The organism is Arthrobacter sp. TJ-178 (assembly GCF_058269275.1).
Genome location: NZ_JBZCNK010000003.1, coordinates 74,452 through 101,038, shown reverse-complemented (window position 1 = coordinate 101,038; position 26,587 = coordinate 74,452). Strand labels below are relative to the sequence as shown.

The 26,587-nt window shown below is 65.9% G+C and carries 21 protein-coding genes and 1 riboswitch; of the genes, 7 read left to right on the top strand and 14 right to left on the bottom strand.

What is annotated here, in order from left to right:
- Positions 1-29 precede the first annotated feature (29 nt).
- Complete coding sequence (locus tag AC4D2Q_RS09995; protein WP_490946314.1) at positions 30-1,043, top strand: alpha/beta fold hydrolase; 1,014 nt, start codon at positions 30-32, stop codon at positions 1,041-1,043.
- On the opposite strand, the gene AC4D2Q_RS09990 is transcribed toward AC4D2Q_RS09995, so the two are convergent.
- The 7 genes from AC4D2Q_RS09990 to AC4D2Q_RS09960 all read right to left on the bottom strand — a co-directional run bounded on the left by AC4D2Q_RS09990 (position 1,024) and on the right by AC4D2Q_RS09960 (position 10,192).
- Positions 1,024-1,317 (bottom strand): hypothetical protein, encoded by a 294-nt coding sequence (locus AC4D2Q_RS09990; protein ID WP_490946313.1) that lies wholly within the window; start codon positions 1,315-1,317, stop codon positions 1,024-1,026. The two genes, AC4D2Q_RS09995 and AC4D2Q_RS09990, sit on opposite strands and share 20 nt — an antisense overlap.
- Positions 1,318-1,619: 302 nt before the next feature.
- Positions 1,620-2,885, bottom strand: a complete 1,266-nt coding sequence (locus AC4D2Q_RS09985; protein WP_490946312.1) for an acyl-CoA dehydrogenase family protein — start codon at positions 2,883-2,885, stop codon at positions 1,620-1,622.
- 173 nt (positions 2,886-3,058) lie between these two features.
- Positions 3,059-4,297, bottom strand: a complete 1,239-nt coding sequence (locus AC4D2Q_RS09980) for a cobalamin-independent methionine synthase II family protein (RefSeq protein WP_490946311.1) — start codon at positions 4,295-4,297, stop codon at positions 3,059-3,061.
- A gap of 420 nt (positions 4,298-4,717) precedes the next feature.
- Positions 4,718-5,050: a histone-like nucleoid-structuring protein Lsr2 gene (locus AC4D2Q_RS09975; protein WP_490925325.1), complete on the bottom strand. Its 333-nt coding sequence runs from the start codon at positions 5,048-5,050 to the stop codon at positions 4,718-4,720.
- A gap of 260 nt (positions 5,051-5,310) precedes the next feature.
- Complete coding sequence (locus AC4D2Q_RS09970) at positions 5,311-6,822, bottom strand: MDR family MFS transporter (RefSeq protein WP_490946310.1); 1,512 nt, start codon at positions 6,820-6,822, stop codon at positions 5,311-5,313.
- Between the two features lie 116 nt (positions 6,823-6,938).
- Positions 6,939-9,434 (bottom strand): ABC transporter permease, encoded by a 2,496-nt coding sequence (locus AC4D2Q_RS09965; protein ID WP_490946309.1) that lies wholly within the window; start codon positions 9,432-9,434, stop codon positions 6,939-6,941.
- A gap of 2 nt (positions 9,435-9,436) precedes the next feature.
- Entirely contained in the window at positions 9,437-10,192 is a 756-nt protein-coding gene (locus AC4D2Q_RS09960) for an ABC transporter ATP-binding protein (RefSeq protein WP_490946308.1), read from the bottom strand.
- Positions 10,193-10,353: 161 nt separating this feature from the next.
- On the opposite strand from AC4D2Q_RS09960, the gene AC4D2Q_RS09955 reads away from it, so the two are divergent.
- From AC4D2Q_RS09955 to AC4D2Q_RS09945, 3 genes are all read left to right on the top strand, one after another.
- Positions 10,354-11,634 (top strand): sensor histidine kinase, encoded by a 1,281-nt coding sequence (locus AC4D2Q_RS09955; protein ID WP_490946307.1) that lies wholly within the window; start codon positions 10,354-10,356, stop codon positions 11,632-11,634.
- On the top strand, positions 11,622-12,266 hold the full coding sequence (locus AC4D2Q_RS09950) for a response regulator (protein ID WP_490946306.1): 645 nt from the start codon (positions 11,622-11,624) through the stop codon (positions 12,264-12,266). Before AC4D2Q_RS09955 ends, AC4D2Q_RS09950 begins: the two co-directional genes overlap by 13 nt.
- A 256-nt stretch (positions 12,267-12,522) precedes the next feature.
- A riboswitch (cyclic di-AMP (ydaO/yuaA leader) is annotated at positions 12,523-12,675 on the top strand.
- Between the two features lie 8 nt (positions 12,676-12,683).
- Positions 12,684-13,616 carry a LysM peptidoglycan-binding domain-containing protein gene (locus tag AC4D2Q_RS09945; protein ID WP_490946305.1) on the top strand — a complete coding sequence of 311 codons (933 nt, stop codon included), beginning with the start codon at positions 12,684-12,686 and terminating at the stop codon, positions 13,614-13,616.
- 171 nt (positions 13,617-13,787) lie between these two features.
- On the opposite strand, the gene AC4D2Q_RS09940 is transcribed toward AC4D2Q_RS09945, so the two are convergent.
- The 6 genes from AC4D2Q_RS09940 to AC4D2Q_RS09915 all read right to left on the bottom strand — a co-directional run bounded on the left by AC4D2Q_RS09940 (position 13,788) and on the right by AC4D2Q_RS09915 (position 22,218).
- The gene (locus AC4D2Q_RS09940) at positions 13,788-14,360 is read right to left on the bottom strand and encodes a hypothetical protein (protein WP_490946304.1); all 573 of its coding nucleotides are present in this window, start codon (positions 14,358-14,360) and stop codon (positions 13,788-13,790) included.
- A 70-nt stretch (positions 14,361-14,430) separates the two neighbouring features.
- Positions 14,431-15,843, bottom strand: a complete 1,413-nt coding sequence (locus AC4D2Q_RS09935; protein WP_490946303.1) for a sensor histidine kinase — start codon at positions 15,841-15,843, stop codon at positions 14,431-14,433.
- 32 nt (positions 15,844-15,875) lie between these two features.
- Positions 15,876-16,544 (bottom strand): response regulator transcription factor, encoded by a 669-nt coding sequence (locus tag AC4D2Q_RS09930; protein WP_490946302.1) that lies wholly within the window; start codon positions 16,542-16,544, stop codon positions 15,876-15,878.
- Between the two features lie 39 nt (positions 16,545-16,583).
- On the bottom strand, positions 16,584-17,651 hold the full coding sequence (locus tag AC4D2Q_RS09925; protein ID WP_490946301.1) for an FUSC family protein: 1,068 nt from the start codon (positions 17,649-17,651) through the stop codon (positions 16,584-16,586).
- A gap of 176 nt (positions 17,652-17,827) precedes the next feature.
- Positions 17,828-20,503 (bottom strand): ATP-dependent helicase HrpB, encoded by a 2,676-nt coding sequence (gene hrpB / locus AC4D2Q_RS09920; RefSeq protein ID WP_490946300.1) that lies wholly within the window; start codon positions 20,501-20,503, stop codon positions 17,828-17,830.
- Positions 20,504-20,571: 68 nt separating this feature from the next.
- Positions 20,572-22,218 (bottom strand): HNH endonuclease, encoded by a 1,647-nt coding sequence (locus tag AC4D2Q_RS09915; protein WP_490946299.1) that lies wholly within the window; start codon positions 22,216-22,218, stop codon positions 20,572-20,574.
- Positions 22,219-22,361: 143 nt separating this feature from the next.
- On the opposite strand from AC4D2Q_RS09915, the gene AC4D2Q_RS09910 reads away from it, so the two are divergent.
- Genes AC4D2Q_RS09910 through AC4D2Q_RS09900 form a run of 3 tightly spaced genes read left to right on the top strand, consistent with a single transcriptional unit; the run spans position 22,362 to position 24,052 of the window.
- Entirely contained in the window at positions 22,362-22,943 is a 582-nt protein-coding gene (locus tag AC4D2Q_RS09910; RefSeq protein ID WP_490946298.1) for a DUF4334 domain-containing protein, read from the top strand.
- Positions 22,943-23,746: a putative protein N(5)-glutamine methyltransferase gene (locus AC4D2Q_RS09905; RefSeq protein WP_490946297.1), complete on the top strand. Its 804-nt coding sequence runs from the start codon at positions 22,943-22,945 to the stop codon at positions 23,744-23,746. Before AC4D2Q_RS09910 ends, AC4D2Q_RS09905 begins: the two co-directional genes overlap by 1 nt.
- 39 nt (positions 23,747-23,785) lie before the next feature.
- Positions 23,786-24,052, top strand: a complete 267-nt coding sequence (locus AC4D2Q_RS09900) for a hypothetical protein (protein ID WP_490946296.1) — start codon at positions 23,786-23,788, stop codon at positions 24,050-24,052.
- Here AC4D2Q_RS09900 and AC4D2Q_RS09895 read toward each other — a convergent pair.
- The gene (locus AC4D2Q_RS09895) at positions 24,046-26,496 is read right to left on the bottom strand and encodes an alpha/beta fold hydrolase (protein ID WP_490946295.1); all 2,451 of its coding nucleotides are present in this window, start codon (positions 26,494-26,496) and stop codon (positions 24,046-24,048) included. The two genes, AC4D2Q_RS09900 and AC4D2Q_RS09895, sit on opposite strands and share 7 nt — an antisense overlap.
- Positions 26,497-26,587 lie beyond the last annotated feature (91 nt).

Below are 26,587 nucleotides of genomic sequence, written 5' to 3'. Positions count from 1 at the left end.
ACACTCCACAGCCACAGGTGAGGGACGCGATGACCACGGATTACGACGTTTACGATCTCGGTGACGTACTGCTGCAGTCCGGCATGTCGCTGCGGAAAGCGCAACTGGCCTATAAAACGTACGGCGTTCTGAATTCCGACCGCAGCAATGCCATCCTTTACCCCACCTGGTTCTCCGGTCGCCACTGGGACAATGAATGGCTTATCGGGGAAGGAATGGGACTGGACCCGACGAAGTATTTCATCGTGGTGCCCAACATGCTCGGCAACGGCCTGTCCTCCTCCCCCAGCAATTTCCCCGAGCCCTTTAACGGTCCTCGTTTTCCCGACATCACCTTCTTTGACAACGTCGCCTGCCAGCACCGCCTGGTGACGGAGCACTTCGGAATTGACCATCTGCGCTTGGTGCTGGGATGGTCCATGGGCGCTGGCCAAACCTACCAATGGGGCGTCAGCTATCCGGACATGATGGACGCACTGCTTCCCTTCTGCGGCTCGCCCCGAACAGCACCGCACAACATCGTTTTCCTCGAAGCGGTCCGGGCGGCCATCACCGCTGATTCAGCCTGGCAGCAGGGGTGGTACCAGGCCGAGCCGAAGATCGGCCTGCGGGCGGCTGCGCGCGTTTATGCCGGCTGGGGCTTTTCCCAGGCCTTCTACTGGCACCAGGAATGGCGGAAGCTGGGGTTCACCTCGCTTGAGGACTTCCTGGTGGGCTTCTGGGAAGACTTTTTCCTGGACAACCGGGACGCCAACAACCTGCTCACCATGCTCTGGACCTGGCAGCACGGAGATGTGGGAAAGACACCCGGCTTCGACGGGGACACGATTGCCGCGCTTAAGTCCATCCGAGCCCGGACCCTCCAGATGCCGGCGGAAAAGGACCTCTACTTTCCGCCGGAGGATGAGGTGTGGGCGTCGGATTACATCCCCAACAGTGAGGTGCGGGTGATTCCCGGCATCTGGGGACACTTTGCCGGCGGCGGGAAAAACCCCGCCGATACGGCCTTCATAGATCAGGCGGTCAAGGAACTGCTCGGCTGACACCACCGGGTGTTTCTCGATCCCGGGCACCGGAAATGCGCTTCCCCAGATTGTCCAGGCCATTCCGGATCATAGCGCCGTAACCGTCCTCCGGCAGGTCCGGGCAATGCGATGTGCCGGCCTCCCAGTGTTCGCCCGCCAGTTCAACCTGCCCACGGCGGAGGTATCCGTCCCCGGTGTGGTTCCAGCTTGCCGTGAGCACCCGTTTGCCTTCCACGGTGTCCCCGCCAAGCGCTGTACCCACCGCTGCGAGCACTTCATTCCAATCAGCCATGTCTCCCCTGCGTTCCCTGAAGGCGATCTGCAGCTCCCTGTTCTGCGCTCAGCCTACCCAGAAGACCCCGCCGTCAGAGAAATGTTTTTGCCGGTGTGGAAGGTGTCGTGCGCGTTGTCGCGTTCGGCAGGGTTTGGAAGATGAGGCTATATCCGGATAATTTGATATGAGTGGATGGAAATGGATACAAAATGAATAAAAGGGAGGCGCGGCCCTCGGATGACTCCGCGGACCGCGCCTGCTCTCCCAATCTGCTCGGCGGCTCAACAACCGCCGAGCCCCTCACTCAGGCAAAGCCTCACTCAGGCAAAGGCCGAGAACCCCGTGATGTGCCGCCCCAGGATCAACGACTGCATGCTGTCCGTGCCCTCATAGGTGAAGACCACTTCCATGTCCGTCAGATGCCGGGCGACATGGTTCTCCAGGAGCAGTCCGTTGCCGCCCATAATGTCGCGCGCTTCCGAGCAGATCCAGCGGCCCTGGCGCGCGGCGAACATCTTGGCCATTGAAGCCATCGGTCCGGTCATATTGCCCTCGTCGCCAAGCTCATTCAGTCGAAAACAGGTCAGCTTGATGGCGGTCAACTGGGCCAGCATGTTGGCCAGCTTGTTCTGCACGAGCTGGAAGCGCCCGATTTCCTTGCCGAACTGCACGCGCGTCTTAGCGTAGGACACGGCGATCTCATAGGCGGCAACGGCATGCCCCAGCGCTTCCCAAGCCACTCCCCCGCGCGTGGCTGCCAGCACCTTATTGACGTCTTTGAAGGAATGACAGTTTTCCAGCCGGTTTTCCGCCGGTATCCGCAGTCCCTCAATAACAATGTCGGGCTGGAGCACCGCACGCTTGCCCATCTTTCCGGTAATAACCGTGGCGTTGTAGCCGGCGGGATGGTTGCCGTCGGCGTCCTTTTCCATCACAAAAGCTTTCACCGCGCCGTCGGCTTCATCGCGGGCATAGATGACGACGACGTCGGCAAAGCTTGCGTTGCCGATCCACCGTTTGCTGCCGTTGAGAATGTAGACGTCCCCCTCGCGGCGGGCGGACGTTTCCAGTGAAACGGAGTCGGATCCGTGCCCCGGCTCGGTCAGTGCGAACGCTCCGATCTTCTCAAACCGGGCCATGGACGGCAGCCAGCGCTGCTTCTGCTCGTCGCTGCCGAGCATGTCGATGCTGCCCATGGCCAGGCCGGAGTGGACACCGAAGAACGTGTTGATTGAACCGTCTCCCCGGGCCAGTTCGGCAGCAGCAGTGGAGGCTGCCAGCCGGGTCAGTCCGGGGCAGCCGTAACCCTTGATGGTTCCGCCGGCGATGTTCAGGGCGGCGAGCTTGGGAATCAGTTCATAGGGAACCTCTGCACGCTCCCAATACTCATTGATGACAGGCAACAGATCATTGTCCACGAAGGCGCGAACCCGGCGCTGGACGTCCTTGGCCTGGTCGTCCAGGAGATTGTCCAGCAGGTACAGGTCACTGTCGACGTCCTGCACGTTCGTTGGGTCAAAGGTGAAACCGGTGTTTTCCGGCTGCTCGAAGGTCTCAAACTGCTCAGTTGTTTCGGCGGTCGTCATGTCGGCTCCAGCGCATCGTTGAGTGGTAACTGATCGTTTAGTAACCGAGTATGGGGGTGATGCAGGGAGCCGTCAAGGGTCGAAGTGCAGCGCGGGAGCGGGCAGCTGCCCTTCCGCCGCCGCAGAGTGCGGGAGACAGCCGCAAGGCCGGCTCCCGCACTCTGGCGATTCAGCTACCGGATGGAGGATGCACCGGCGAAAAGCCGATCCGTTGCGATTTGTGCGCCGCGGCCCAAGGACTCCAGCTTGGCTACGGCAATATCGGGATGAATGCGTCCACCCAGGCCGCAGTCCGTCCCCGCAATAACGTTTTCACGGCCAACAAGACCGGCAAACCGCTCTATTCTCTGCGCCACCAGCTCCGGATGCTCCACCACGTTGGTTGCATGCGACACCACACCGGGAACCAGGACCTTCCCGTCCGGCAGTGCAGTCTCGCGCCAAATGGCCCATTCGTGTTCGTGGCGGGCATTGGCTGCCTCAAAGGAATAGGAACCCGCGTTGATTCCCAGCACCACATCCACGATGTGCCTGAACTCAATGTCCGTGGTGTGCGGCCCGTGCCAGGATCCCCAGCACACATGGAAGCGGATTTGCTCCTCCGGCAGCCCGCGCAGCGCGTAATTGAGGGCTTCGACGCGGATCTGCGTGAAGCTCCGGTAATCCTCGACACTGGGCTCGGGGTTGATCTGGTCCCAGTTCTCCGCAATGGAGGGGTCATCAATCTGAACGGTCAATCCGGCATCAACAATGGCTTTGTATTCCTCGCGCAGGACATCAGCCCACGCGTAGATAAACTCTTCCTCGCTCTTGTAGTGCTGATTGCCGATCCGGCTGGCCGAGCCCGGTGACAGGGCGGTGATAAAACCGGTGGAAAGTTCTGCAGCTTCCAGGCCGGCCTTGAGGTTGGAAATATCAGCGGCCAGCGCGTCATGTCCGCTGTAGCTGATGGGTCCGGTTGCTGTGGGAAATGCCGTGGCGTTCCGGCCGAGCTGAATTCCGCTTTCCGGATCGGAGTAGGCACTGGAGAATCGGGTCCAGTCCCGCCGGTCGGCAAACGACGTGAGCCGAATGTTTCCGGGTTCGCTGCGGAGGGGGCCGGCCGTGATGGGATTGAATTCGGTAAGTTCCAACCCGGACGTGCGTTGGAAGCTGTATGTCCACCAGGCGCCGTAGTCCACGGCATTGGACATCGCCTTGCCGTATTCCCCGTCTCCGGGGATCGTAATCCCCAGGCTCTTCTGGCGCTGGACGAGGTCAACAACGGCATCGGTCAACAATGATTCAAACTCCGGTGTACGCGCCAGGGTGAAACCGTCGTCGGCATAGGTCCGCGCAGCATTGGCTGCAATAAGCTCCGGTGTCCGGGGCAGGGAACCGGCATGGCTCGTGGGAATGTGGTCGTGCGTCATGGCATATTCCTTCCATCGTTCCTGCCATTAGCACCTTTCCAGGAGGAATATCCCGGCGGAAGCTGCAGCGTCGCGGAGGCAGGTCTCTCAGCTGCTCTGGATGGTGTGGGACTAAATTTGCCCACCGGCAACGCGGGTGCGTCCCCTCCCCGGGTTTCCCCGGGTGCCGAGCGGAAGGGCTTAGCAGCCAGCATGGCGGAACGGGACCAAAAATCCCAATGGCGCGTTATATGACCGGCACCCCAAGAAATATGGCGGAGTATTGCGCAGCTCGGTAAAGCGGCCCAACTCCGTAAAAATGCCCTGCTGGGTAACACGGCCAGCTCGGTAAAGCGGCACAGCGCGGCAGTCCACGGCCTCACGAACGAACGCGTGACGGGGCTGCCGCGCTGACTGCCGCGGAAAAAGATACGGAGCTGATCAGTGCTGCGCTGCGCTGTACGCTTCGCGGATTTCCTGGCTGATTCGTCCGCGGGCACTCGGCTTGTAGCCGTTGGCAGTAGCCCACTCACGAATCTTTCGGCTGTCATCGCTGCGGGGCGCGGCGTCCCGCCGCGCACTGCGTCCGGTTGAACCGCCGCGCAGGCGGCGCCCGGCGGAAATATAGGGACTCAGTTTCTCCCGAAGTTCAGCTGCATGCTCCGACGTCAGGTCAACTTCGTATTGTGCACCGTCCAGGGCCACCCGCACAGTTTCCTGTGCATCTTCCCCGGTAAGGTCATCAATCAATAGGATTTGTCGTTTCTGGGCCACGTGATCTTGTCCCTCTTCTGATAATCCTGAACCACCCCTGTCATTCAGCTTAGTCGTCGGGCTCACTCAGAATAGGCTGCAGGGCTAATTCAGCTTTAACAGTGGATAACTAATCCCCAAAGGGCCCCAGGCCGCCGGCCGCGGGAAGAACCGGGCCGGCGGCGCAAAGGAAAATGCTCAAGTATTTCCCGGAAGTGGAACCCGTCTAAAGCACGTGTCCACTAACCGGGAAGGCCGCTCCGGACAGTTATGTTCCGGGCCTAGTGGACCGCCACGCCGTCGGGCAGTTCATTGACGGGCCGGCGCACAAAGAACGACGCCGCCAGGGCCACCAGCGAGATGACCGCACCCCAGAAGAATGCCGTATGCACACCGGCAGCAGCGGCCTCAATAGCGGCTGCGCCGTCGTTGATTGCTGCGGTGGTGCCGGCCGTCATCAGGGTGATGAATACCGCGGTGCCTGCCGCCCCGGCCAGCTGCTGAAGCGTATTGATAATGGCGCTGCCGTGCGAGTAAAGCGACTTGTGCAATGAGCCCAAAGCCGAGGTGAAGAGCGGCGTGAAAATGAATCCCAGGCCCGCATTCAGGAGGCAGTGCAGCAGGATCACCACGGGGACGGGGCTGGTCTCGTCCAGCGTCGTCATGCCCCACAGCGCGGCACTGAGCATCAGTGCACCGGGAATGACCAGCGGCCGGGGGCCGAACTTATCGAAGAGCCGGCCCACCACCGGCGACAGGATCGCCATGACGGCGCCGCCGGGCAGGAGCAGCAGACCGGTATCCAGCGTGCTGAGTTCCAGAACATTCTGCAGGTAGAGCGGCAGGACAATCAGGCAGCCGAACAATGCCATCATGGACACCAGGACCATGACGATGGCAACCACAAAGGGCTTGCTGGCAAAAGTCCGCAGGTCCATGAGGGCCTGGTCCTTCCGCTGGAGCACCAGCTGGCGCAGGATGAACCCGGCCATGGCCAGCACTCCGGCGGTCAGAGGAATCCACAGCGGCATCAGTGCTTTGCCCTGGGCGGCTTCGCCGATGCTGCTGAGGCCAAAGATCAGCCCGCCGAAGGCGAAGGTGGAGAGCACGATCGAGGGCACGTCAAAAGGAACCTTGCGGGGCTCGGTCAGGTTCTGGACCTTCCAGGCGCCCACGGCCAGGGAGAGCAGGGCGATCGGCAGGACGAGCCAGAACATCCAGCGCCAGTCCAGCGCGTTGAGGATGATGCCCGAGACGGTGGGACCGATGGCAGGAGCCACGGCAATAACAATGGAAATGGTCCCCATCATTTGCCCGCGCCGGTGGGCGGGGACAGCGTTCAGGACGGTGGTCATCAGCAGGGGCAGCATAATGGCAGTTCCGCCTGCCTGAATGATGCGGCCGCCGAGCAGCGTGCCGAACCCCGGTGCCAGGGCGGCCAGCAGCGTGCCCGCACTGAACAGCGACATGGCGGTCATAAACAGGCCGCGCATGGAGAAGCGCTGGAGCAGGAAGCCAGTGGAGGGAATCACCACGGCCATGGTGAGCATGAAGCCGGTGGTGAGCCACTGGGCGGTGCCGGCGGTGATGTCCAGGTCCGCCATGAGGCGCGGCAGTGCCACGCTCATGATGGTTTCGTTCAGGATGACCACGAAGGATGAGACGAGCAGGAGCCCGATCACGGTCTTGGTGCGCGGGTCCAAGGCGTCAGGTGCGGCGGGGGCGGTGCGGCGCTTGGAGGTGCCGGACGACGGCGGCGCGGAGGTGGCGACGGAAGACGGGTCAATACTCAAAAGGGTGGAATCCTGTTCACAGTGGTGTGCGGTCAAATCGGGGCGTGCCCGGGATGCAATCCCAGGCGGCTCCCGTAAGGGCGCCGCCTAGGGCGGCAACCTGCTCTTTGACCGGTTTATTCCCGCGCCCCGCGCAGCGCTGCATGGGTGGCTGCGGCGACGGACCCCAGGCCCAGCGCCGCCGTCGTTCCGGCCAGCAGAAGGTAAACGGACGGCACAATGGTGGGCAGCGGCAAACCGGACACGTTGAGGGCAATACCCATCAGCGGCGGCAGGGCCATGGCGGTTCCCAGCACGACGGCGGCGAGCACCAGCAGCAGCGATTCCATTCCCGTCATTCGCCGCAGCTGGCTGTTGGACGCACCCAGTGCTCGCAGCAGCATCAGCTCCGGACGCCGCCGCGCCGTGGCCATGACCAGGCTGTTGACCACGGACAGTCCCACGTATCCCAGCAGGACCAGCAGTCCCACTACGGATATCCAGGATTCGGCTTTGCGTTCCGCGGCTCCGGCGGCACCCAGCTGGCCGCTGTCTGCTGTTGTCAGGCCCAGCGCGGCAATGTCCGCCGTCAGCTGTGCGGCGTCCGTATTGTCCTCCGCGGTCACCAGCACGTAATCGCTCAGCCCCGTCGTGGTGTGTTCGCGCAGCGTGCCGTTGGCCACGGCCAGATCCCCGAAGCCCAGCCCCCGTGAATAGGTCGCGACGACGACGGCGGTTGCTTCGGTTCCGTCGCCGTAGGAGAAGGTGAAGTTTCCGCCCACGTCAGTGCCGGTGGATCTGGCGAGGTCTTCGCTGATGGCCACCGTTCCCGGCTCGGCCAGCCGGTTCAGCGATCCGTCATGTACGCCAAGGTCCAGCGCGGACTCCGGATCCTGCGTTCCCAGTCCGGAGATCATGTAGCTCTCAACGGTTTCCTCCACTCCCATGAATGTGGTCGGGACAAGGGCTGCCGACCGGGCAACGGGTGTTGCCGCCCGCACTCCCGGCACTGCAGCAACCTCCCCGGCAAGATCCGCGGAGATCCCCGAGCCCGGAGTGGACACCAGGTACTGGGCCACCATGCCGTCGCGGGACTGCCGTACGGCCTCGCTTTCCACGGTGGCGGGCATGAACAGCTGCACTGATCCCAGGGCCACTGCCAGCGCCAGCGGAACAATGCCCGCCGCCAGCCGGCGCGGAAACGCCGACGCATTCGCTTCGGCCAGAACCATCGACGCGGACGGGCTGCGGCGCAGCAGCGGATGCACTGCTTTGAGGATCCCGGTAACAATCCACGGGCCGAGCACGCCGGCAGCGATGATCAGCAGCAGAACGCTTCCCGCTGCTGCGGCCAGCCCGCCCAATCCGGGAACAGCCAGCGGCGTGAGCGCCGCCAGCAGTCCGGCACCCAGCAGGACCAGTCCCGTGATCGTCCGTTTCCTTCCAAGCGCAGGGGTTTCAGTGGCAGCTTCCCGAAGCGCCGTCGTTGGAGTGGCCCGAACCACTCCGCGCGCTGCCACCAAAGCGGCACCAGCCGCGGCAGCGCAGGCGAGCACCACGGCCGCAAGGGCCGGAAGCGGGCTGTAGGCAAGGGTGAAATCTTCCGGGATGACTCCGCCGGCTGCGAACTGCCGTGCCAGCAGGTGGGCCAGCCAGAATCCGGGCAGCGTCCCCAAGACTGCGGCAACCCCTGACACCAGCAGCACCTCGCGCAGGACCATGCCCAGGGTCTGGCCCGCCCCGGCGCCCACGGCACGCAGGAGGGCGAATTCCCGGCGCCGGCCCAGGATGGACAGTGACAGGGTTCCGGCGGTCACAAAGAGCGCCGTCATCACGGCGGTTCCCGCCAGTGAGGTGCTGAGCAGCAGCAGTGTTGAACGGCCGGCTCCGCCCAGGGTTTCCACGTCTCCGCGGCGGTCTCCGGTGTAGCCGACGACGCCGCCCACTTCCGTTTCGATGGCCGCCGCAAGTTTTTCGGGTGTTGTTCCTTCCCGGGCGATCACACCCACCGTGGCAACGCTGTCGCCGTGCGGCCACAAGGCAGCCGCGCCTGCGGAGCTGAGGAAGACGGCGGGTGCGGCAGCGCCGGCGGCATCCTGTTCGGCTGCATCCTCGGCGGCTGCGGCTACTCCCGACACCAGGTATTCCGCGGGCTCTCCCCCGTGGGACAGCACGATGCGGGCGCCCGGTTCAACTCCAAAGGACCCGTCCAGCACAACCTCGCGGGCTCCCTGCGGGGCACGGCCGAAAACCAGCGCATACGGGGCCAGCTCCGCCGATTCCCAGGCCGCGGCCTCCACGCTCCGGCCTTCGGAGCTGACCAGCGGGATACTAACGGTGCCGACCGCCCGCTCCACCCCCGGTACGGCGGCAACGGCGGAAACCGTGTCGGCCGGAAGCAGGACGCGTTCGGCGAAAGGTACCGCAACGTCCTCCGGAACGGGCATCGACTGCGGAGCACCGATCACGACGTCGGCACCGGCAAGGCGCTGCGGCGCGGTTCCTCCGCGCAGCCCGGATTCAATCAGGACTCCCATGGCGGTGATCAGCGCCGCGCACAGGAACACGGCCACAAAGACACCGGCGAACCCGCCGCGGTTGTGCCGGATGGATGACTTGGCAAGTGCCAGCATGTCTACCGCTCCCCCAGGTAAGCCACGCGTTCGGTGACATCCCGGACGCTGGCATTGGCCAGGCTGCCGTCCAGGCGCCCGTCGGCGAGGAAAATGACGGTATCGGCGGAGCAGGCGGCCACCGGGTCATGGGTCACCATCACCACCGTCTGGCCCAGATCCGCTACGGTGTGCCGCAGCAGGTCAAGCACCTGCCGGGCGGTTCCCGAGTCGAGCGCTCCGGTCGGCTCATCGGCAAAAACGGCATCCGGCCGGGTAATCAGCGCCCGGGCAATCGCGGCCCGCTGCTGCTGCCCGCCGGAGAGTTCCTGCGGCATCCGGTCATTCAGCCCGCTCAGCCCCACAGCTTCCAGCACATAACCAAGCCACTCCCGGTCCACGCTGCGCCCACCCAGCAACAGCGGCAGCGTGACATTGCGGGACACGGACAGCTGAGGCAGCAGGTTGTAGGACTGGAACACGAATCCCACGTGGTCCCGCCGGAACGCCGTCAGCGCCTTCCGGCGCAGCTTCGAAATGTCGGTGGACCCCAGCAGCACCCGCCCGCTGTCCGGAGTGTCCAGTCCCGCGGCCATCTGCAGCAGGGTGCTCTTGCCGGACCCGGACGGGCCCATGACGGCAGTGAAGGTTCCGGCCGGAACGGCAAGGGACACCTCATGCAGGGCGGTCACGCGTGCGGTTCCCGTGCGGTAGCTCTTGGCCACCGCCTCCAGCTGCAGGGCAGCCGGTCCGGAAAACTCAGTGGTATCGGTGTACATGGGCTTCATCCTCTTCTCTGGCGGGCGGTCTGCTGCCGCCGCTTTTCTCCTGCCATTGACGCTACGGAGAAGGACCGCGCCGGCCGATACAGCCAACACCCCAATCCGGGGTATAGCTGGCTATACCCACGGTGGAACGTGGGCAGGGCATAATCGGGCAGGTGAGCTTTCCTTCCCGCGCCGGCCTGCAGTCCCGTCTTCGGGATATTGGCTTCCTCCTGCGCGAGGCCATGAACTGGCCGGCGTCGCTGGGAATTCTCGTAGCCGGCGTCGTGCTGCTTCCGTTCCTGCCGCTGGGCGTTGGCCTGTACGCGGTTCCCCGTCTGCTGGGAACCCTCAATCTGCTCGCTGCCCGGGCCCAGGGCCGCGCTGCAGGCTATGCCGGCGCCGTCGTGCCCTTTGACCGCCGTTATCTGGAGGGCAGGAAGAATTTCGGCGAGCTGGCGGCGCTGGTCAGTGCACCGGAAACCAAGCGGGATGTTTCCTGGCTGCTGTTCCACTGTGCTTTTGCGCTGCTGGCCGGCTGTCTTGCGGTGGCCCTGCCGCTGGCCGCCGTGCTGTATATAGGGACGGCACCGTGGTGGCCGCTGTTTCCGCAGTCCGCGCCGCTCGATTTTGTAGTTCCCGTGACCAGCTGGCCCGCCGCAGGATTCACCGTCCTGCTGGGCCTCGTCTACGGCGTTGCCGCCTGGCTGCTGCCGCCGTGGATGGCCCGCCGGCTCAGCGGCGGCACGCTGGCGATCCTCTCGCCCCGCCGGTATGACGAGCTCGCCCGCCGGATCCAGGATCTCTCCGCTGCCCGCGCCAGCGCACTGACGGCCCACGCAGCAGAGCTGCGCCGCATCGAACGTGAGCTGCATGACGGAGCGCAGAACCGGCTGGTGGGAGTGGTGATGATGCTCGGGCTGGCGCAGCGGGCGGCGGAGAGTGATCCCGCTGCCGCAATGCCCTTTATCGGGCGTGCCCAGGACGCCGCCACCGAAGCCCTGGCCGGTCTGCGGGAAGCGGTACACGACATTTATCCGCCGGTCCTGGATGAGCTGGGCCTGGACGGAGCGGCATCGGCACTGACCAGCAGGTCCCCCATCAGCTGTTCGCTGGACGTGCAGGGACTGCAGCGTGCTCCCGCAGCGGTGGAATCCGCCGCCTACTTTGTCCTGGCCGAAGCCCTGACCAACGCAGCGAAACATTCCGACGCCTCGCACATCGAAGTGCTCCTGCGCACAGAAACCGCACCGCGCGAGGATGTGCTGGTGGTCCGGGTGAACGACGACGGGCGCGGCGGCGCTGCCGTTGCGGGGGCCGGCGACCCCGCGGCCGGGTCCGGCACCGGCCTGGCCGGAATTGCCCGCCGGGCTGCTGCCTTCGGCGGCACGTTGTATCTGACCAGTCCGCCCGGCGGGCCAACCGAACTAAGGGTGGAGCTTCCATGCGCCTTCTGATCGCCGAAGATGATGCTCTGCTGCGCGCGGGGCTTGAGCTGCTGCTGCAGGGCGAGGGATTTGAGGTGGTTGGCTCCGCGGACAATGCCGAGGACCTGCTGGCAGGCTTTGAACCCGGCAGTGCCGACGGCGCCGTCCTTGATGTGCGGATGCCGCCGACCTTCACCAACGAGGGGCTGCGCGCTGCCCTGGAACTTCGCTCTCGGGTGCCGGACTTTCCGGTCCTTGTCCTGTCCGCTTATGTTGAGGACCGGTACGCAAGCCGGCTGCTGGCCTCCGGTGCCCAGGGTGTGGGCTACCTCTTAAAGGAACGCGTGGGCAAAGTGGGCGATTTTGTCGAGGGCCTGCGCCGGGTCCTGGCCGGCGGAACCGTCATGGATCCGGAGGTCATCGCCCAGCTGTTCAGCCGGCGCAGCACCCTGGACCCCATCCGGTCCCTGACTCCCCGCGAGTTTGAAGTGCTGGGGCTGGTGGCCGAGGGCCTGGGCAACACCGCCATTGCCCGGACCATCTCCGTATCCGAGACAGCTGTCAGCAAGCACATCGGCAACATCTTCGCGAAACTGGGCCTCTCGCCGTCGGACAGCGGCCACCGCCGCGTACTGGCCACGTTGGCGTATTTGCGGACCTAGGCGTATCTGCGGGCTTAGCCGTACCTGCGGACCCAGGCGTATCCGGGGACCTAAACGGCACTAAATCCCCGTGCTGACGCGGGTTTGGGAACCTCCTGTGCCGGCACCCACAGGCCACTCCAGAGGTGCCACTCACGCCTCCGTGCGAGCTTCGTTACTAAATAGTTACCATCCCGTAACCGTCTTGTACGGTAGTACTCATGCCGTTATCTGAAGCGGCTCCCTTGACTTGTTACCTAGCTCTGCCGCTGGTCAAGGTCCACAGATTTCACACTTCGGCAGAGGCGGGGGAACCACTTACGGGTTCCTTATGAATCCTTGGGGTTAAGTCAGCCGAGGTTTCTTCGGCGGACCGGATGACTCCCATCCGCATCCGACAGCTCACCTCGCAGGTATCGGGAGAGGTAACTTATTTTGTTGAACAATACTCGTGGAACCCACAGCGCCGACAACACCGGACTGTGGACTGCACTTGCAAACGCCACCACCGGCAAGGCCCGCACCATCGGCACCGCAGCAGCTGTCCTGGCAGCAGGCTCCGGCCTGGTGCTCAGCATGGCCGGCCCCGCTTCGGCAGGCGTCATCGCCAACGACTCGACCGAGTCCTACACCGCCCCTGCTGCTGTAGCCGTTCCGGCTGCTCCGGTAGCTCCCGCAGCTGCTCCGGTTGAGGCTCCTGCCCCCGCCGCAGCATCCACCCACGTGGTCCAGTCCGGCGACACCCTGAGCGCCATCGCCAGCACCTACGCCGTCACCCTTGACGACATCCTGGCGCTGAACGGCCTTTCGCTGGATTCCATCATCTACCCCGGCGATGTCATCACGTACGCCGGCGGCGCTGCTGTTGAAGCTGCTTACGCCGCACCGGCTGCAGTGTCCTACGATGCTCCTGCAGCAGTGTCCTATGACGCTCCCGCTGCAGTCTCCTACGCCGCTCCGGTGGAAGAGACCGCCGCCGTGGCCGACTTCAGCACCTTCAGCACGCAGGCTTCCTCCGTGACGCCGGCTGCCGCTCCCGCTGCTAGCGGCACCAACGCCATCATGCTCAGCTCCGCATACGCCCAGATGGGTGCCGCCCAGGACTGCACCGTTCTGGTTGAGGTTGCCCTCCGGGCAGCCGGCCACTCGGTTGGCGACCTGGCTCCCGCGCAGCTTGCTGCTTACGGAACCCCGGTTTCCGACCCCCAGCCGGGCGACATCGCCTACTACGCCGACGGCGGCATGGGCGTTGCCCACATCGCCATCTACGCAGGCAACGGCCAGGCCATCCACAGCGGATGGGGCGGCAACCAGACTGTACTGGAGAGCGCCAACGTTGGTTCCGGCGCCGTGTACTACCGCGTAGCGTAATCACGCACTAGCTCCCATCAGAGCGCGGGAAGCGAACGGACCTGCAATCTGATGGATCCATAAAAAGGAACGCCCGGCCAGCTGGCCGGGCGTTCCTTTTTGCCGTTGAGCGTTTAGTTCGACGTGCGTGGATGTGCGCGGATTTGCGCGCAGTGTCAGGTCCGCCAGGAGTCAGGCTTCCGGACCGTCCTGGCCGTCCTGGGAGTCCTGCTGTTCCGGGCCGTCCTGCTGTTCCTGGGAGTCCGGAGCGTCCGGAGCGTCAGAGTGATGCCGGCCGCCGTGGCCGTGCCCGGGGCCGTCCTCGGTCATGCCGTCGCGGGCAGGCCCGTCGCCGTCGCCGCGGACATCTCCCTCATCGTCGCGCACCTTGCGGTCGCCGTCGTTCCTGCCCTGATCCGGCGCGGATTCCCCGTCTGAGTTCTCCTCCTGGGTGTCCGGGTCTGTCTCAGTTCCCTGATCCGTCTTGTCCTTATCCGCCTTGTCTGGCTTGTCTGCCTTGTCCTTCTCTGCCTTGTCGCCATCGCCGTCGCGCTCGTGCCGCGTCTCGGCGCCAGACTCAGACTCGGATTCGGACTCCTGGCCCTGCTGCTCCTGTTGCTGTTCAGTCACAGAGGCCTGTTCCGAATCCGCAGTTGTGTCGGCCGTGGCCATACCGGCAAAAAAGGAGCCGACCAACAGGATCAGACCGCCAACTACGCCCAGGATCCATCCCAGCGGGCCCCTGGCCTTGTCCCGAAATGCCATCGTTTCATGCACCTTTCGAAGAGTGGATGTGCTGACACTCTTATTTTCGGAGCCGATTCTTCGAAGATTCTTAGACCCCGCGCCGTCCCCCGGCCAGGGGAAGGCGAACTTCCACCACGCCGCCGGAGCGGCCGGCGGCTGCGGGTCCTCCTCCGGCCGGGAGGGCGCGGACACTGCCGCCATAGCGGGCAGCGATTTCCGCTACGAGGGCGAGCCCCAGCCCGTAGTGTCTCGGCGCCACGTTCTCTTCTCCTGCGCCGGCGCCGTCCCCTTCGGTTCCGTCCCCTTCAGCGCCGTTGCCTTCAGTGCCGGTGCCGTCTCCGTCTGCGCTGTCGCCCTCTGCGCCGCCCGTTTCCCGGTTTCGTACGGAGGCAAACCGTTCAAACGCCTGCCGGGTAAAGCCTGGCGGAAATCCGGCTCCGTCATCGGCGACGCGAATCACAGCAACGCGTCCGCTGCTCCCCACGGAGAACCGCACGAGCGACCGGGCATAGTCCAGGGCGTTGGCCCCGAGCGCCGTGAAGATCCGCTGCAGCGCAAACTGTCCGCCCAGCACGGTTATTTCGGGAGCCGGGGCGTCCAGCTCGAGCGTCAACCCGCGCCGGAGGGCTTCGGGCTCCAGCGAGCTCACGGCGGACCGCGCCAGGGGCACCAGGTTAACCGGCTCCGGAGGTCCGGAGTGCCGGGGATCCGCGGACATCAGCAGGTCCTCGAGGATGCCTGTGAGTACTTTGGTGTCCTCCACGATGTCATCGGCGGCCTCGAGTGCTCCCTCGTTCACAGTGGCATCATGCAAGTCATCAGCCTCCCCGCCGGCGGGGGCCGCTGAGGACGAAGAGGAATTCGACAACCGGCGCCGGAGTAACTGGGCACGGGTGCTGAGAAGGGTCAGCGGTGTCCGCAGTTCATGGCTGGCGTCGGCCACGAACCGTCGCTGCAAAGCCAGCGCTTCAGCCATGGGCCGCATGGCAGCCCGTGCCGCTGCGGCGGAAAGAGCGCCCGCCACCAACCCGGCAGCCAGCACCGACACCACCAACGCCAGGGCCAGGCGGCGGAGCTGTTCCGTGGCCTCATGCGTATCGACTGCGGCCTGCACCACATCACCGCCGCGCCGCACAGTGAGGACTTCATACGTCCGGTCTCCGGCGGACACGGTGTCCCGCCGGGATCTGTCCGTACCGGCAACCTCGGCCAGCGCTTCCTGGTCCGGCAGGCCCGACGGCATGTTGCGGGAAACCGCCAGCCTGCCGTCGTCGTACACAGCCAGGAAGACGTCCAGCGGCGCCTCCCGCGGAGAATCGAACTGCACCGCTGACATCAAAGTCTGCTCGGCGGCCTCACGGGTTTGAGTGGAAACCAACCCGTAAACCAAGACGGCGGCCAGACCCAGCAGCACGACGGTCAGCGCCGTGAACTGGGCTGCCAAGCGCCCGGTGGCTTGCCTCAGCTCGGCTTCCTCCGGGCTGCGCTGTTTCCGGGCCACGGCGGCACGCTTCGCCGCCGGCCGCCCGAACCTCATGTGCGGGCGCCGAGCCGGTAGCCGATGCCGCGCACCGTCAGCACTGCGTCCTTACCCAATTTCCGCCGCAGGTAATGCACATAGGTGTCCACCACGCCGTCGTCGTCGGCTTCCGGAAAGACCGCTTCCAGCAGGTCGGCCCGCGGAAACACCTGACCTGGCCGGCGGGCCAAATGCTCCAGCAGTGCGCCTTCCCGGTCAGAGAGCAGCACCACGTCCCCGGAGTCCGTGGTGACCGTGCGGCCGGTGGTGTCCAGGGTGCCGCCGGGCACAGGCAGCACCGGAACCCGGGCAATATTCCGTCGCCGCAGCGCCCGCAGCCGTGCCAGGAGTTCGTCGATGTCGAACGGTTTGGCCATATAGTCTTCGGCCCCGCGGTCCAGGCCTTCCACCCGGTCCGCGGCATTGCCCAGGGCAGAGAGGATGAGCGCCGGTGTCAGCACGCCGCGGCTGCGCAGCCGCGTGAGAACGTCCAGTCCCTCGATAGCGGGCAGGCCGCGGTCCAGCAGCAGGACGTCGAAGGGTTGGGTCAGGCCCTCGTGCAGTGCGCGCTGACCGTCAAAGGCCAGCGTCACCAGATAACCCTCCGATTTCAGGAGGTCCGCCAGCATCCTGGCCAGCCGGCGGTCATCTTCCACGACGAGGATCCGGGGTCGGTCCGTCATGCCGAAAGTCTATTGGCCGGACACGCGGCGGGTCCGGTGTCAGTGCCGGTTTGGGGGTTGGCCGGGGCCAATTGCCGGTTGCCCGACGGCTGTGGAGGGCAATGCCTTCGCCTTGCGGGAGGTGGTGAGCAGGACAACGACGACGGCGACCGCCGCGCCGATGGTGGTTTCCACCGCCCGGTCCACAGTGAGGTCCCAGACCGGCTGGCTGGACACGAAACCGGTCATCAGCAGCGCTACAGGAGTCAGGAAGATCATGGCCAGCCCGTAATGCCGGATGACGTAGACCTCCCCGGCGAACTGGAGCAGTGTCAGCAGGACGGCCAGCTGCACCGGGGTCCAGTCCGGCTGCAGGAGCAGGGCGGAGAGCAGCACACCGGCGTAGGTTCCCACAATGAAATGTACGGCGCGCAGTGGAGCCCGCGCCGCATCAGCGGCGGCGATCGGGGCGCACGCTGCCAGCATGGCCCAATAGCTGTGTCCCGGTCCCACCAGCGCGGCGAGGGAACCGGCGGCGGCGACGGCCGCAATGTACCGGCCTGAGTGCTTGAAGATTGCTTTCCAGTCCGGTGCCGGCCGCGGTGACAGGGGCAGCACGGGGGTATGCCTGCGGGCATGTGCCCGGCCGGCGATTCCGAGCAATATGGCCGTCAGCGCGCTCCCGCCTGCCGCCAGTGCGGCTTCGCCGGATGAACCGGAAAAGGGTGCGGCGGCGGTCGCAGTGAAAGCGAAGATGTAGGTGAACGGTCCGGCCGGGCGGACACGCAGATAATCGGCGGCAACGGAAATGATTCCGGCGATAAGGGTGGCGGCCGCCACGACTTCCCATCCGCTCTTCCCGGCCAGGGACATGGTCACTCCGGCAACCACGGTCAGGGTCATGAGGGCACCGGACTGGGTTTGATGCCGAAGCCGGCGCCAATGCGGTTCACTGCGGCCGAAGACTCCCGTCAGGGACCCGAAGATGGCACACATGGTCAGGTCGGTGCGGTCGAGCAGGATCAGCGCCAGGAGCGGAATCAGCAGCCCCGCAGCAACGCGGACTGCCGGAATCCGGTGGCCCCGGCCAGCCGGAACCGACAGGAAATCTTGAAGGGAGTGGATCACGGAAAAACGGGCCTTTCACTGCGGCTGAAGAGACAGGTCGCCGCTCTTCCAGCCTACGAGTGCACTTCGCCCCGGCAGCGGAACACCCCACGTGATGCCTGTCGCAGCGGGCCAGCGCCGCCGCACCGGCGCCCCGCAGCCCCGCTACCCCGCCGCTCCGCCGCCCCGCAGCCCCGCTACATCCGGGCCTTGGTTTTGGCAGTCGCCTTGGCCGACCAGGGGTCCTCGGGCCAGGGGTGTTTGGGATACCTGCCGCGCATCTGGGCCCGCACCTGCAAATACGGTCCGGCCCAGAAGGACGCCAGATCATCGGTCACAGCCAGCGGCTGGCGTGCCGGGGACAGCAGATGGAACAGCACGGGCACCCTGCCCTGGACCACGCGCGGGGTTTCCGCCCAGCCGAAGCACTCCTGCAGCTTGACCGCTACAACCGGTCGGCCGCCGTCGTCGTCGGGTTCCGGATAGCTGATCCGGACATGGGAGCCGCTGGGAACGGCGAGGCGTTCCGGGGCGAGCTCGGCCAGCCGGGAAGCCTCGGGCCACGGCAGCAGGCGGCGCAGCGGTTCTGTGAGGTCTATGCCGTTCACCGAGGCGCCTGCGGCGAGGGCCGACAGTTCGGGAGCCAGCCAGTCATCCAGACGGGCCAGCAGCGCCGGCTCGGAGACATCCGGCCACGGCTCCCCGAGCTCGCGGCGGATCAATGCCATACGGCGCCGCAGCGCATCCGCAGCGGGAGAGAAACCAATGATGCCCAACCCTTCCTGCTTCAGAGCCCGCGCCACTGCCGCCCTGCCTTCGGCCGCCGTCGGCCGCACCGGTGTGGAGGACAGCACGATCGCCCCGAGGCGGCGCTCACGCCTGGCGGTGACCCGGCCGGACACGAACCGAGCTTCAACCGTGTCGGTGAGCAGGTGCTGCGCCGCGGCAGCGGCAGTTTCTCCGCTCAGCGGTGCAGCCGAGCGAATCACCGCTCCGGTGCCGGCGGCGTCACGGCCCTGGGCGCGGGTGACTTCAGCAACTGCGAGCCATTCGTGGCCGGTGAGCGGGCTGCCGGCCGGCAGTCCGGCGCGGGTTCCGGACGAGAGCAGGTAGCGCTCCGGTCCTTCCCCGGGCACCCGGCGGGCAAGGCGGTCCGGGAACGCCAGTCCGACGACGAATCCCATGGCCTCCGAACCCGGAACATCAGCTGGATCCGAAGGACGGATTGGATTCCCGGCAGACGCTTCTTCGCCCCTTGACCCTTCACGGCGGACAATTCCCTGCATGCGCCGCACGTCCTCGGACCAGCGCCGCTCCCCCGGGTCCCGTCCGGACCGCAGGGCAGCCAGGAGCCGGGTAAGGTCAGCGCCGGGTGCACGGTGATCCCCTGCGACCAGTGCTACGGCCTCCGCCGCAGTGCGGGCTCCGACCACCTTGGAGCCGTCCAGCAGAGCCCTTGCCAGGCGCGGATCGGCGGGGATCCGGGCCAGGGTCTTGCCCACACGGGTGACGGCTCCGGAAACATCCACGGCGCCGAGGGTCTTCAGTACCGTTTGGGCCTCCTCCATGGCTGCGCGCGGCGGAGCATCCGGCAGTGCCAGGCCTTCGCCTCCCGGCGAGCCCCAGCAGGCCAGGACGAGAGCTGCGGAGGTCAGATCCGCCACGGAAATCTCGGGCGTTTGATGTGCCGGAGCTGCGCCGAAGGTTCGCTCGTCATAGCAGCGAACCACACGGCCCGGTCCCTGCCTGGCAGCACGTCCGGCCCGCTGCTCCGCTGAGGCCCGGGAACAGGAAACGGTCACCAGGCCGGACATTCCGCGCGCTGCATCCCGGCGCGGTTCGCGGGCCAGCCCGGAATCGATGACCAGGCGAACTCCCGGTACGGTCAGGGAGGACTCGGCCAGGCTGGTGGAGACGATGATCCGGGGCCGGTCTCCTGCTGCTCGGCCGGAGACCGCGCGGTCCTGGTCCCGCGGATCGATCTGTCCGTGCAGTTCCAGGACTTCGGTTCCGGCGCCGGCGCGGCTGCGGATACGGGAGGCGACGGACGAGACCTCCCAGGCTCCGGGAACGAAAACAAGGGCATCGGCCTGCGGGTTCCCGGTCAGAAGTTCGGCGTGGGCGGCAACCGCTGTGTCGGCAACGTGGTCCAGGAAGGTCCGCGTCACCCCGCGCTCGTCCAGACGCAGGGAAGTAGCCGGCTGCCAGCGGATGTCCAGCGGATAGAGGGCAGACGGACAGCCGACAACGGGGACCGGGCCGCCGCCGTCCCCGATCAGCGAGGCAAAACGCGCCGCGTCCAGTGTGGCGGACATGGCCACCAGGGTCAGATCCTCGCGCAGCTGCCGGACCTCGGTGAGCATGCCCAGCAGCAAGTCCGTCTCCAATCCGCGCTCATGCACTTCATCGAGGACGACGGCGGTGGTGCCTTCCAACCCCGGATCGGCCAGGAGCCGGCGCAGCAGGATGCCGGGGGTTACGAACTCAACGATGGTTTTCGGGCCGGTGTGGCTCTCGCCGCGCACCGTGTAGCCGATGCGGGCACCCACCGGGCTGCTGTCCAGCGCGGCGAGCCGGCGGGCTGCCGATCGTGCCGCCACCCGGCGCGGCTGCGTCACGACAATGCGCGGCGGCCGTCCGGCTGACCTTTCCTGCAGAGCCAGAAGATTGGCAAGCAGCGGCGGAACCAGCGTCGTCTTTCCGGTTCCCGGCGGAGCTTGGACCACCGCGGCGCTCTTCCCGGTTTGGGGATCAAGGGCGGAGAACAGATCGGCGAGCGCCTCCGCGAAAACCAATCCCGTCCCAATGTGCTGAAGGTCGAACGGCACCTGCGGGAGGAAACTGGGGATGCCGGATATCTGCGGTGTGCTCACATCCCCTATTCTCTCGTGTATTGCCTCATGCCCAACCTCATACCCCACCTCGTGCTTGGCCAAGGTGTTCACTCCAAGCCCGGCGGCCGCGGCGCAGTGGAACTATAGGCATGGCCCGTGGGCGTGGTGATGACCACCGTATGCCGGCCCTCGGCGCCGGTCCGTGCACTCCAGTCCGGTGCTTCCTTGGCCTGGTTGCATGCCTCGCACAACCCCTGGATATTCTCCGCCGAGGTCGCCCCGCCCTTCCGGAACGGAACAATATGGTCGTAATGCCGGATGGGAGCCCCGCACCACGGCATACGGCAAACGTGGTCGCGGGCTGCGATGAAGCGCGCCAAGCCCCGCGGTACCAGCCGTGCCCGGGAATCCATTGCCGTCAGCTGGCCCGTCTCCGGCACCGCGTACAACCGGCGTAACCACACCTCGGTCCGCGGATCCGGCCGTACCGGATGCTCTGGCGCCCTTCCCCATTCGGATGCCGGTCGGGCATCTTGTGAAGTGCCCGAAAGTGCTGTTGCCCTCCGGCTGGAGACAGCTGCGGTGGTCCGCGCACTGGTCTCTGCAGCGTCCTTGCCGGGTTCTGTTCCGGCCTGGCCCGGCTTTGTTTCGGCCTGGTTCCCGCGGATCAGGTCCCTCGCCCACTGCGCCGGCACCATTCCGTACCCCGCCAATACGGCAGGCTCCGAACCGTCCGGAACCACAATGCCTCCGCGGCCGGCCTCTTTCCCATCTGCACCCTCCGGATTCGGCAGGACGCCGGCGAGCAGGGACCGGTCGGTCATGATCAGCTGCACCTCCACCCGCACATCTTCAGCGCGTGCCTGTCCGGTGACCCGCTCCACCAACGTGTCGGCCATGATCTGGCCCCGGCTCCGCGGATCCCCCGCCGCCCTCAACCGATCAGCCTCCCGAGACAGAGACGCGAATACCCCCACCCCTTGGGACACCGGCAGCAACCCGGTCAGATACGTCATGGTGTCCGGCGCCGGCCGGCATGACACATACCGCTCCGAAACCGCCTTCGCAGCACGCTTGACCACTGCCTGCGGATCCAGGCCGTACGACAGTGACTTGATCCGGGCAATCAGCTGCCGGTCTCCCAATGTCTCCAGCTCATTGAGGTTCCCTGCCACCGTCTCATCCACATGCTGCCGGTCCTCCAGCGACAGGCACGCGGTCTCCCGCACCAGAAGCGTTGCCCGCCACTCGCTGATGACACCGGCGCTCAGGGCCCGGAGTGTGTACGGCATCTCTTCCGTGAGGATCCGGGCCAGCCCCAGCAGGCACACGCCTCGGTGTGGAGACTCGCGGCGAGCCAACCCGATCTGCGCTCCCACCCCGCGGCCCAGATACTCTGCCGCTACCCCTGCCCGGGCCTGAGCCCGGCGCGTTGAAGCATCAAAGGCTGCAGCTGCACGGGCCTGAGCTGCCGCAGCCGCTGCCTTCAATTCCTCCAACGCGCGGATCTCATCGATCAACCGCGCCCGCTCTCCCGCTTCCAATGCTGCCAATCTCCCGTCAGCCGTCGACGTCCGCTCAGCCCCCGCCACCTTCTCGGGGTTCGACGTCCGCCCGGCCGTCGATGTCCCCTGAACCTTCGAGGGCCGCTCAGCCGCATCGAGGCCACCACCGCCGCAGCCGCGCTGCGGGATCAGCCCGGAAAGCTTCCCCGCTCCGGGCTGTGATCTCACCTGCCGCAAAGATTCGTACATGTGTTCTATTTTATTTTGCGATGGCCTATCCGGCGGGCTTTTCCATTACTGGTTCTTTACCCGTGCTTACTGGCAGAGCACGTCCCCGCAGGGACAATAAAGAACCATAAGGGCCGACGGACGACAGATCTGAGGACCAAGGAATGGAACACGAGGATCACCATCCCGACACCCGGCTGAGCGAACTCAGGTCCGGCACCACCGCGGAACAAGCCCTGGACTTCTTCGATTCGCTCCCACCGGTGGGCATCGAAGAGCTCGAAGGCTTTTGGCAGGGTGCAGATCTGCCCTCCGGCCACCCGTTCGACGGACTCCTGGGACCCCTGCGATGGCAGGGAAAGCAGTTTGACGGGCCCGACGGCGCACACCCGCTGGTCTTTGCCGACAGACGCGGAAGGCGCTTTGACGTGAATCCCCGAGTTGTTCCGCTGGCCGCCGCCCTCCGGCTGGCGCCGTTGGTCCGCAAATCTACCGTCCGCAGACCAACCGTCCTCAGACCGCTCGCCGCCCGCATGATTCGGCCGCTGCTGCCGCTGGCCCGGACCTCCCAACCGAAGGCGCGCCTGCGCATGACGCAGTACCGCGGAGTTCTGAGCGCAACCATGATCTACGACGCACTGCCCGTCAACGACATATTCCGCCGGGTGAACAGCAGCACACTGCTCGGCGCCATGGATCTGCGCGGCCCCAACCCGCCGTTTCTGTTCACCCTCCGGCAAGACTGATGCGGCCCTCCGAGGAATCACTGGCAGCACGGCTCCGCACGGCAGGCTGTGTGTTTGCCGAAGAGGAGGCCCGCCTCCTGCTCGCTGAAGCCACTGGCTCCGCAACTCTGGATCAGATGGTTCAGCAGCGCTGCGACGGTTTCCCGCTTGAGCAGGTCCTTGGCTGGGCAGAGTTTTACGGGCTGCGGATACCGGTTGCCCCTCATGTCTTTATTCCCCGGCGGCGGACGGAGCTGCTCGCCGCCCGAGCCATTGCGCTGCTCGAAAGCCTCAGCCGTCCGGTGTTCGTGGAGCTTTGCTGCGGCTCCGGGGCGGTCAGCATGGCCGTTGCCGCGCACACGACCCACGCGCCGGAGGCTTACGCCGTTGATCTTCAAACCGCTGCCGTCACCTGCGCCGGCATCAATCTGGCGGGGCAGGCGTCGGTTTTGCAGGGCGACCTGTTCGAGGCGCTGCCGTGCGGGCTCCGCGGCCGGATCGACGTCGTCGTCGCCAACGCCCCCTATGTTCCCACCGCCAAGCTCGGCACCATGCCCCCGGAGGCGCGGGATTATGAACCCCCGCTGACTCTCGACGGCGGTGCTGACGGACTGGAGGTGCTGCGGCGCATCATCGAGTCAGCACCTGCGTGGCTGGGACCGGAAGGCTGGGTGCTGGTGGAGTGCAGCCGGAGTCAGGCCGGGGCTGTGGCTCATCTCATGGCGGTGCGGGGACTGCGCCCGGGAATCGTGTGCGGGGAGGAACCGGAGGCAACAATCGCCGTCGGCCGCCGGTCATCTGGTAAAGCGGCACCGCAAAGATAGGGAAGACTGGAACCTCATCATCTCTAAAGGCGGAAACACTTGATCTCTCTTCAGCAGGACACCGACGGCTTCGTTCGCATGGACCGCCATTTTCCCCAGTCGGCGTCCGTCAGCATCAGCTTTACCGACGGAACCACCGAAGTCATCACCGGCGAGCAGATGAACAAGGCATACGACGCCGCCCTGGCGGATTTCCGTGCCAAGAACCATTTGGACGCCAAGGGATTCACCCGCATTGCAAAGAAGCGGGTCCTGGACAACAACAAGATCAACTTTGTTCCGGTTTCCCCCGGAATGGCTCAGTAGGCGGACCGTTCCGCGGTGCCGGCTGAATCTGTTGCCCTGCCCGAGGCCAGGTGACCGGTAACGAGCCGCAGCAGTTCGGGCACCACGGCGGAATGGAAGTAATGGCCCATGCCGGGAACCGTGGCCTGGCGTGCTCCGGGGATGGCGGCCGCGGTGGCGGCGCCCCCGCTGGGATGCACCACCGGGTCCCGGTCTCCGTGGATGATCAGCGCGGGAGCCTTGATGGCGGCCAGGTCGCGGGTGCGGTCTGAAGAAGCGTTGATGGCACCCAGCTGGCGGGATCGGGCAGTTCCCCGGTCCGGGTAGTCACCGCGGTCCCAGGCCAGCCCGGCCTGTTCGGTCTCGAAGCCTGCATCAGCAGGGTAAGTCCGGCCGGAAAGATGGCCCATCAGGGCAACCCGCGCACGGATGAACTGCTCCCGGGTGCGCGGAGGCCGTGCCGCAAACCTCAGCTTGGTGGACAGGGATGCCCCGCCGATTCCCCGGGCACCGGTGGTTGAAATCATCGAAGTCAGGGTGAGAACCCGGTCCGGGTGATGGGCGGCCACGGACTGGGCAATCATGCCGCCCAGGGACATTCCCGCCACGTGGGCGCGTGAAATCTCCAAGTAATCCAAAAGCCCGACGACGTCCTCCGCCATGTCCTCGACCCGGTAGGCGCCGGGCACCGGACGTCCCAGCGCCTGGTGCAGCAGGGACGGCGTGGGTGTTGCCATGCGGCTGGACCGGCCGGCGTCGCGGTTGTCGAACCGGATGACGCGGTAACCGGCTGCGGCCAAGCCGTCCACGAAACCGTCCGGCCAACAGGTCAGGTCCAGCCCGAGCCCGGCGACCAGGACCACCGGCTCGCCGTCGTCCGGCCCGTTCACCCGGTAACAGAGCCGCACCCCGGATCCGAGGGAAGCAAAGCGGTCCCCTTCCGGCTTGTTTGCGTCCTCGGCGGGCGTGAACCGCAAATACTCATCCACCAGGTTTCCCTTCTGCAAATCCCTGCGGTCAGCCAGGAAGTTCATGGTCATCAGCCACGGCTCCTGCGTGCCCTGCCGCGGCAGGTCGGCCAGGCTGCGCTGGACGTATCCGGCGCCGAAATCCAGCAGCGGCCGCGTTTGTAGGCCCTCCGGCGCAACGGGGACAGCTGCGCTCAGCCCGTGCCGGTCCATGTGGGTCAGGAGGCGGGAGAACCACCGGGTCAGCAGCCCGACCTTCAGCGTCCAGGAGGCGTTGGTATAGCCGATGGCAAAGGCCATGTTCGGAATGCCGCTGAGCATCACGCCGCGGTACGCCACATGTTCGGGCAACCGTACCGGAACGCCGTCGAGCCGCATCTGGATGCCGCCCAGCACCTGGACGGTGAACCCGGTGGCGGTCACGACGACGTCGGTCTCCACCTCCTCGCCCGAGGCAAGCCGGATGCCGTGCGCACTGAAGCCGGCTGTCTGCCCGGTGACGATGGTTGCCCGGCCGCTGCGCAGGGCAGTGAAAAAGTCGCCGTCCGGCACGGCGCACAGCCGCTGGTCCCAGGGCTGGTACGGCGGGTTGAGGTGGGTGTCCATATCGAAATCCGGGGGAACCACGCCGGACTGGATGCGCCGGATGGCCTTGCGCGCGGTCCGCGGCCAGCGCTGGCAGAAGACCCAGATGGCGCGTTGCCGGCGGGCGCTGATTTCGGCCATGATGCGTCCGGTGCGTTCGGGTCCGACGACGCCGCGCAGCCGCCGCGCGATCGGATCCTCCGCGGGGATGGGCAGGATGTAAGTGGGGGTGCGCTGGATCATGGTCACCTCCGCGCCGAGGTCTGCGAGCGCGGGGACCAGGGTTACTGCGGTGGCACCGCTGCCGATCACCGCTATCCGTTTGCCCGCCACGTCCAGGTCCTGCGGCCAGTGCTGGGGATGCACGACCGGACCCGTAAAGAGTTCCCGCCCCGGGATCTCCGGCGCATACCCCTGGCCGTAGTGGTAATACCCCGCGGCGTTAAAGATCCAGCCGGCCGAAAGATCCAGGATTTCCCCGGATCCGGCGGGTTCCCCGGCACCGCTTGCGCCCTCCTGCGGAGTCACGGTGCGTTCCACCGTGACGTTCCAGCGCGAGTCCCGGCTGGACCAGTCCGCGGCGAGGACCCGGTGGTGGTAGCGGATGAGGGCATCAACGCCGTACTCCGCAGCGGTGTCTTTCAGGTACTGCAGGATGCTTGGGCCGTCGGCGATTGCTTTCTCTTCACGCCAGGGCCGGAAGTCATAGCCGAAGGTGTAAAGGTCCGAATCTGAGCGGACTCCGGGATAACGGAAGAGGTCCCAGGTTCCTCCCGGACGGCTGCGGGATTCCAGCAGCGCGATTGTCCGGCCGGGATGCTCCTGCCGCAGCCGGCACGCCGCGCCGATGCCGCTGAGTCCGGCGCCAATGATCAATACATCCAGGTGTTCCACGGTCTCTTCCGTTTTCATCACGACCCGTTCCTTCCCCTGCCGCCCGCCCCGGTGCCACGTCCATGTGCCCGGTTACCGCCGACCCTAGCTGACCCCTCAGACGTTAGCG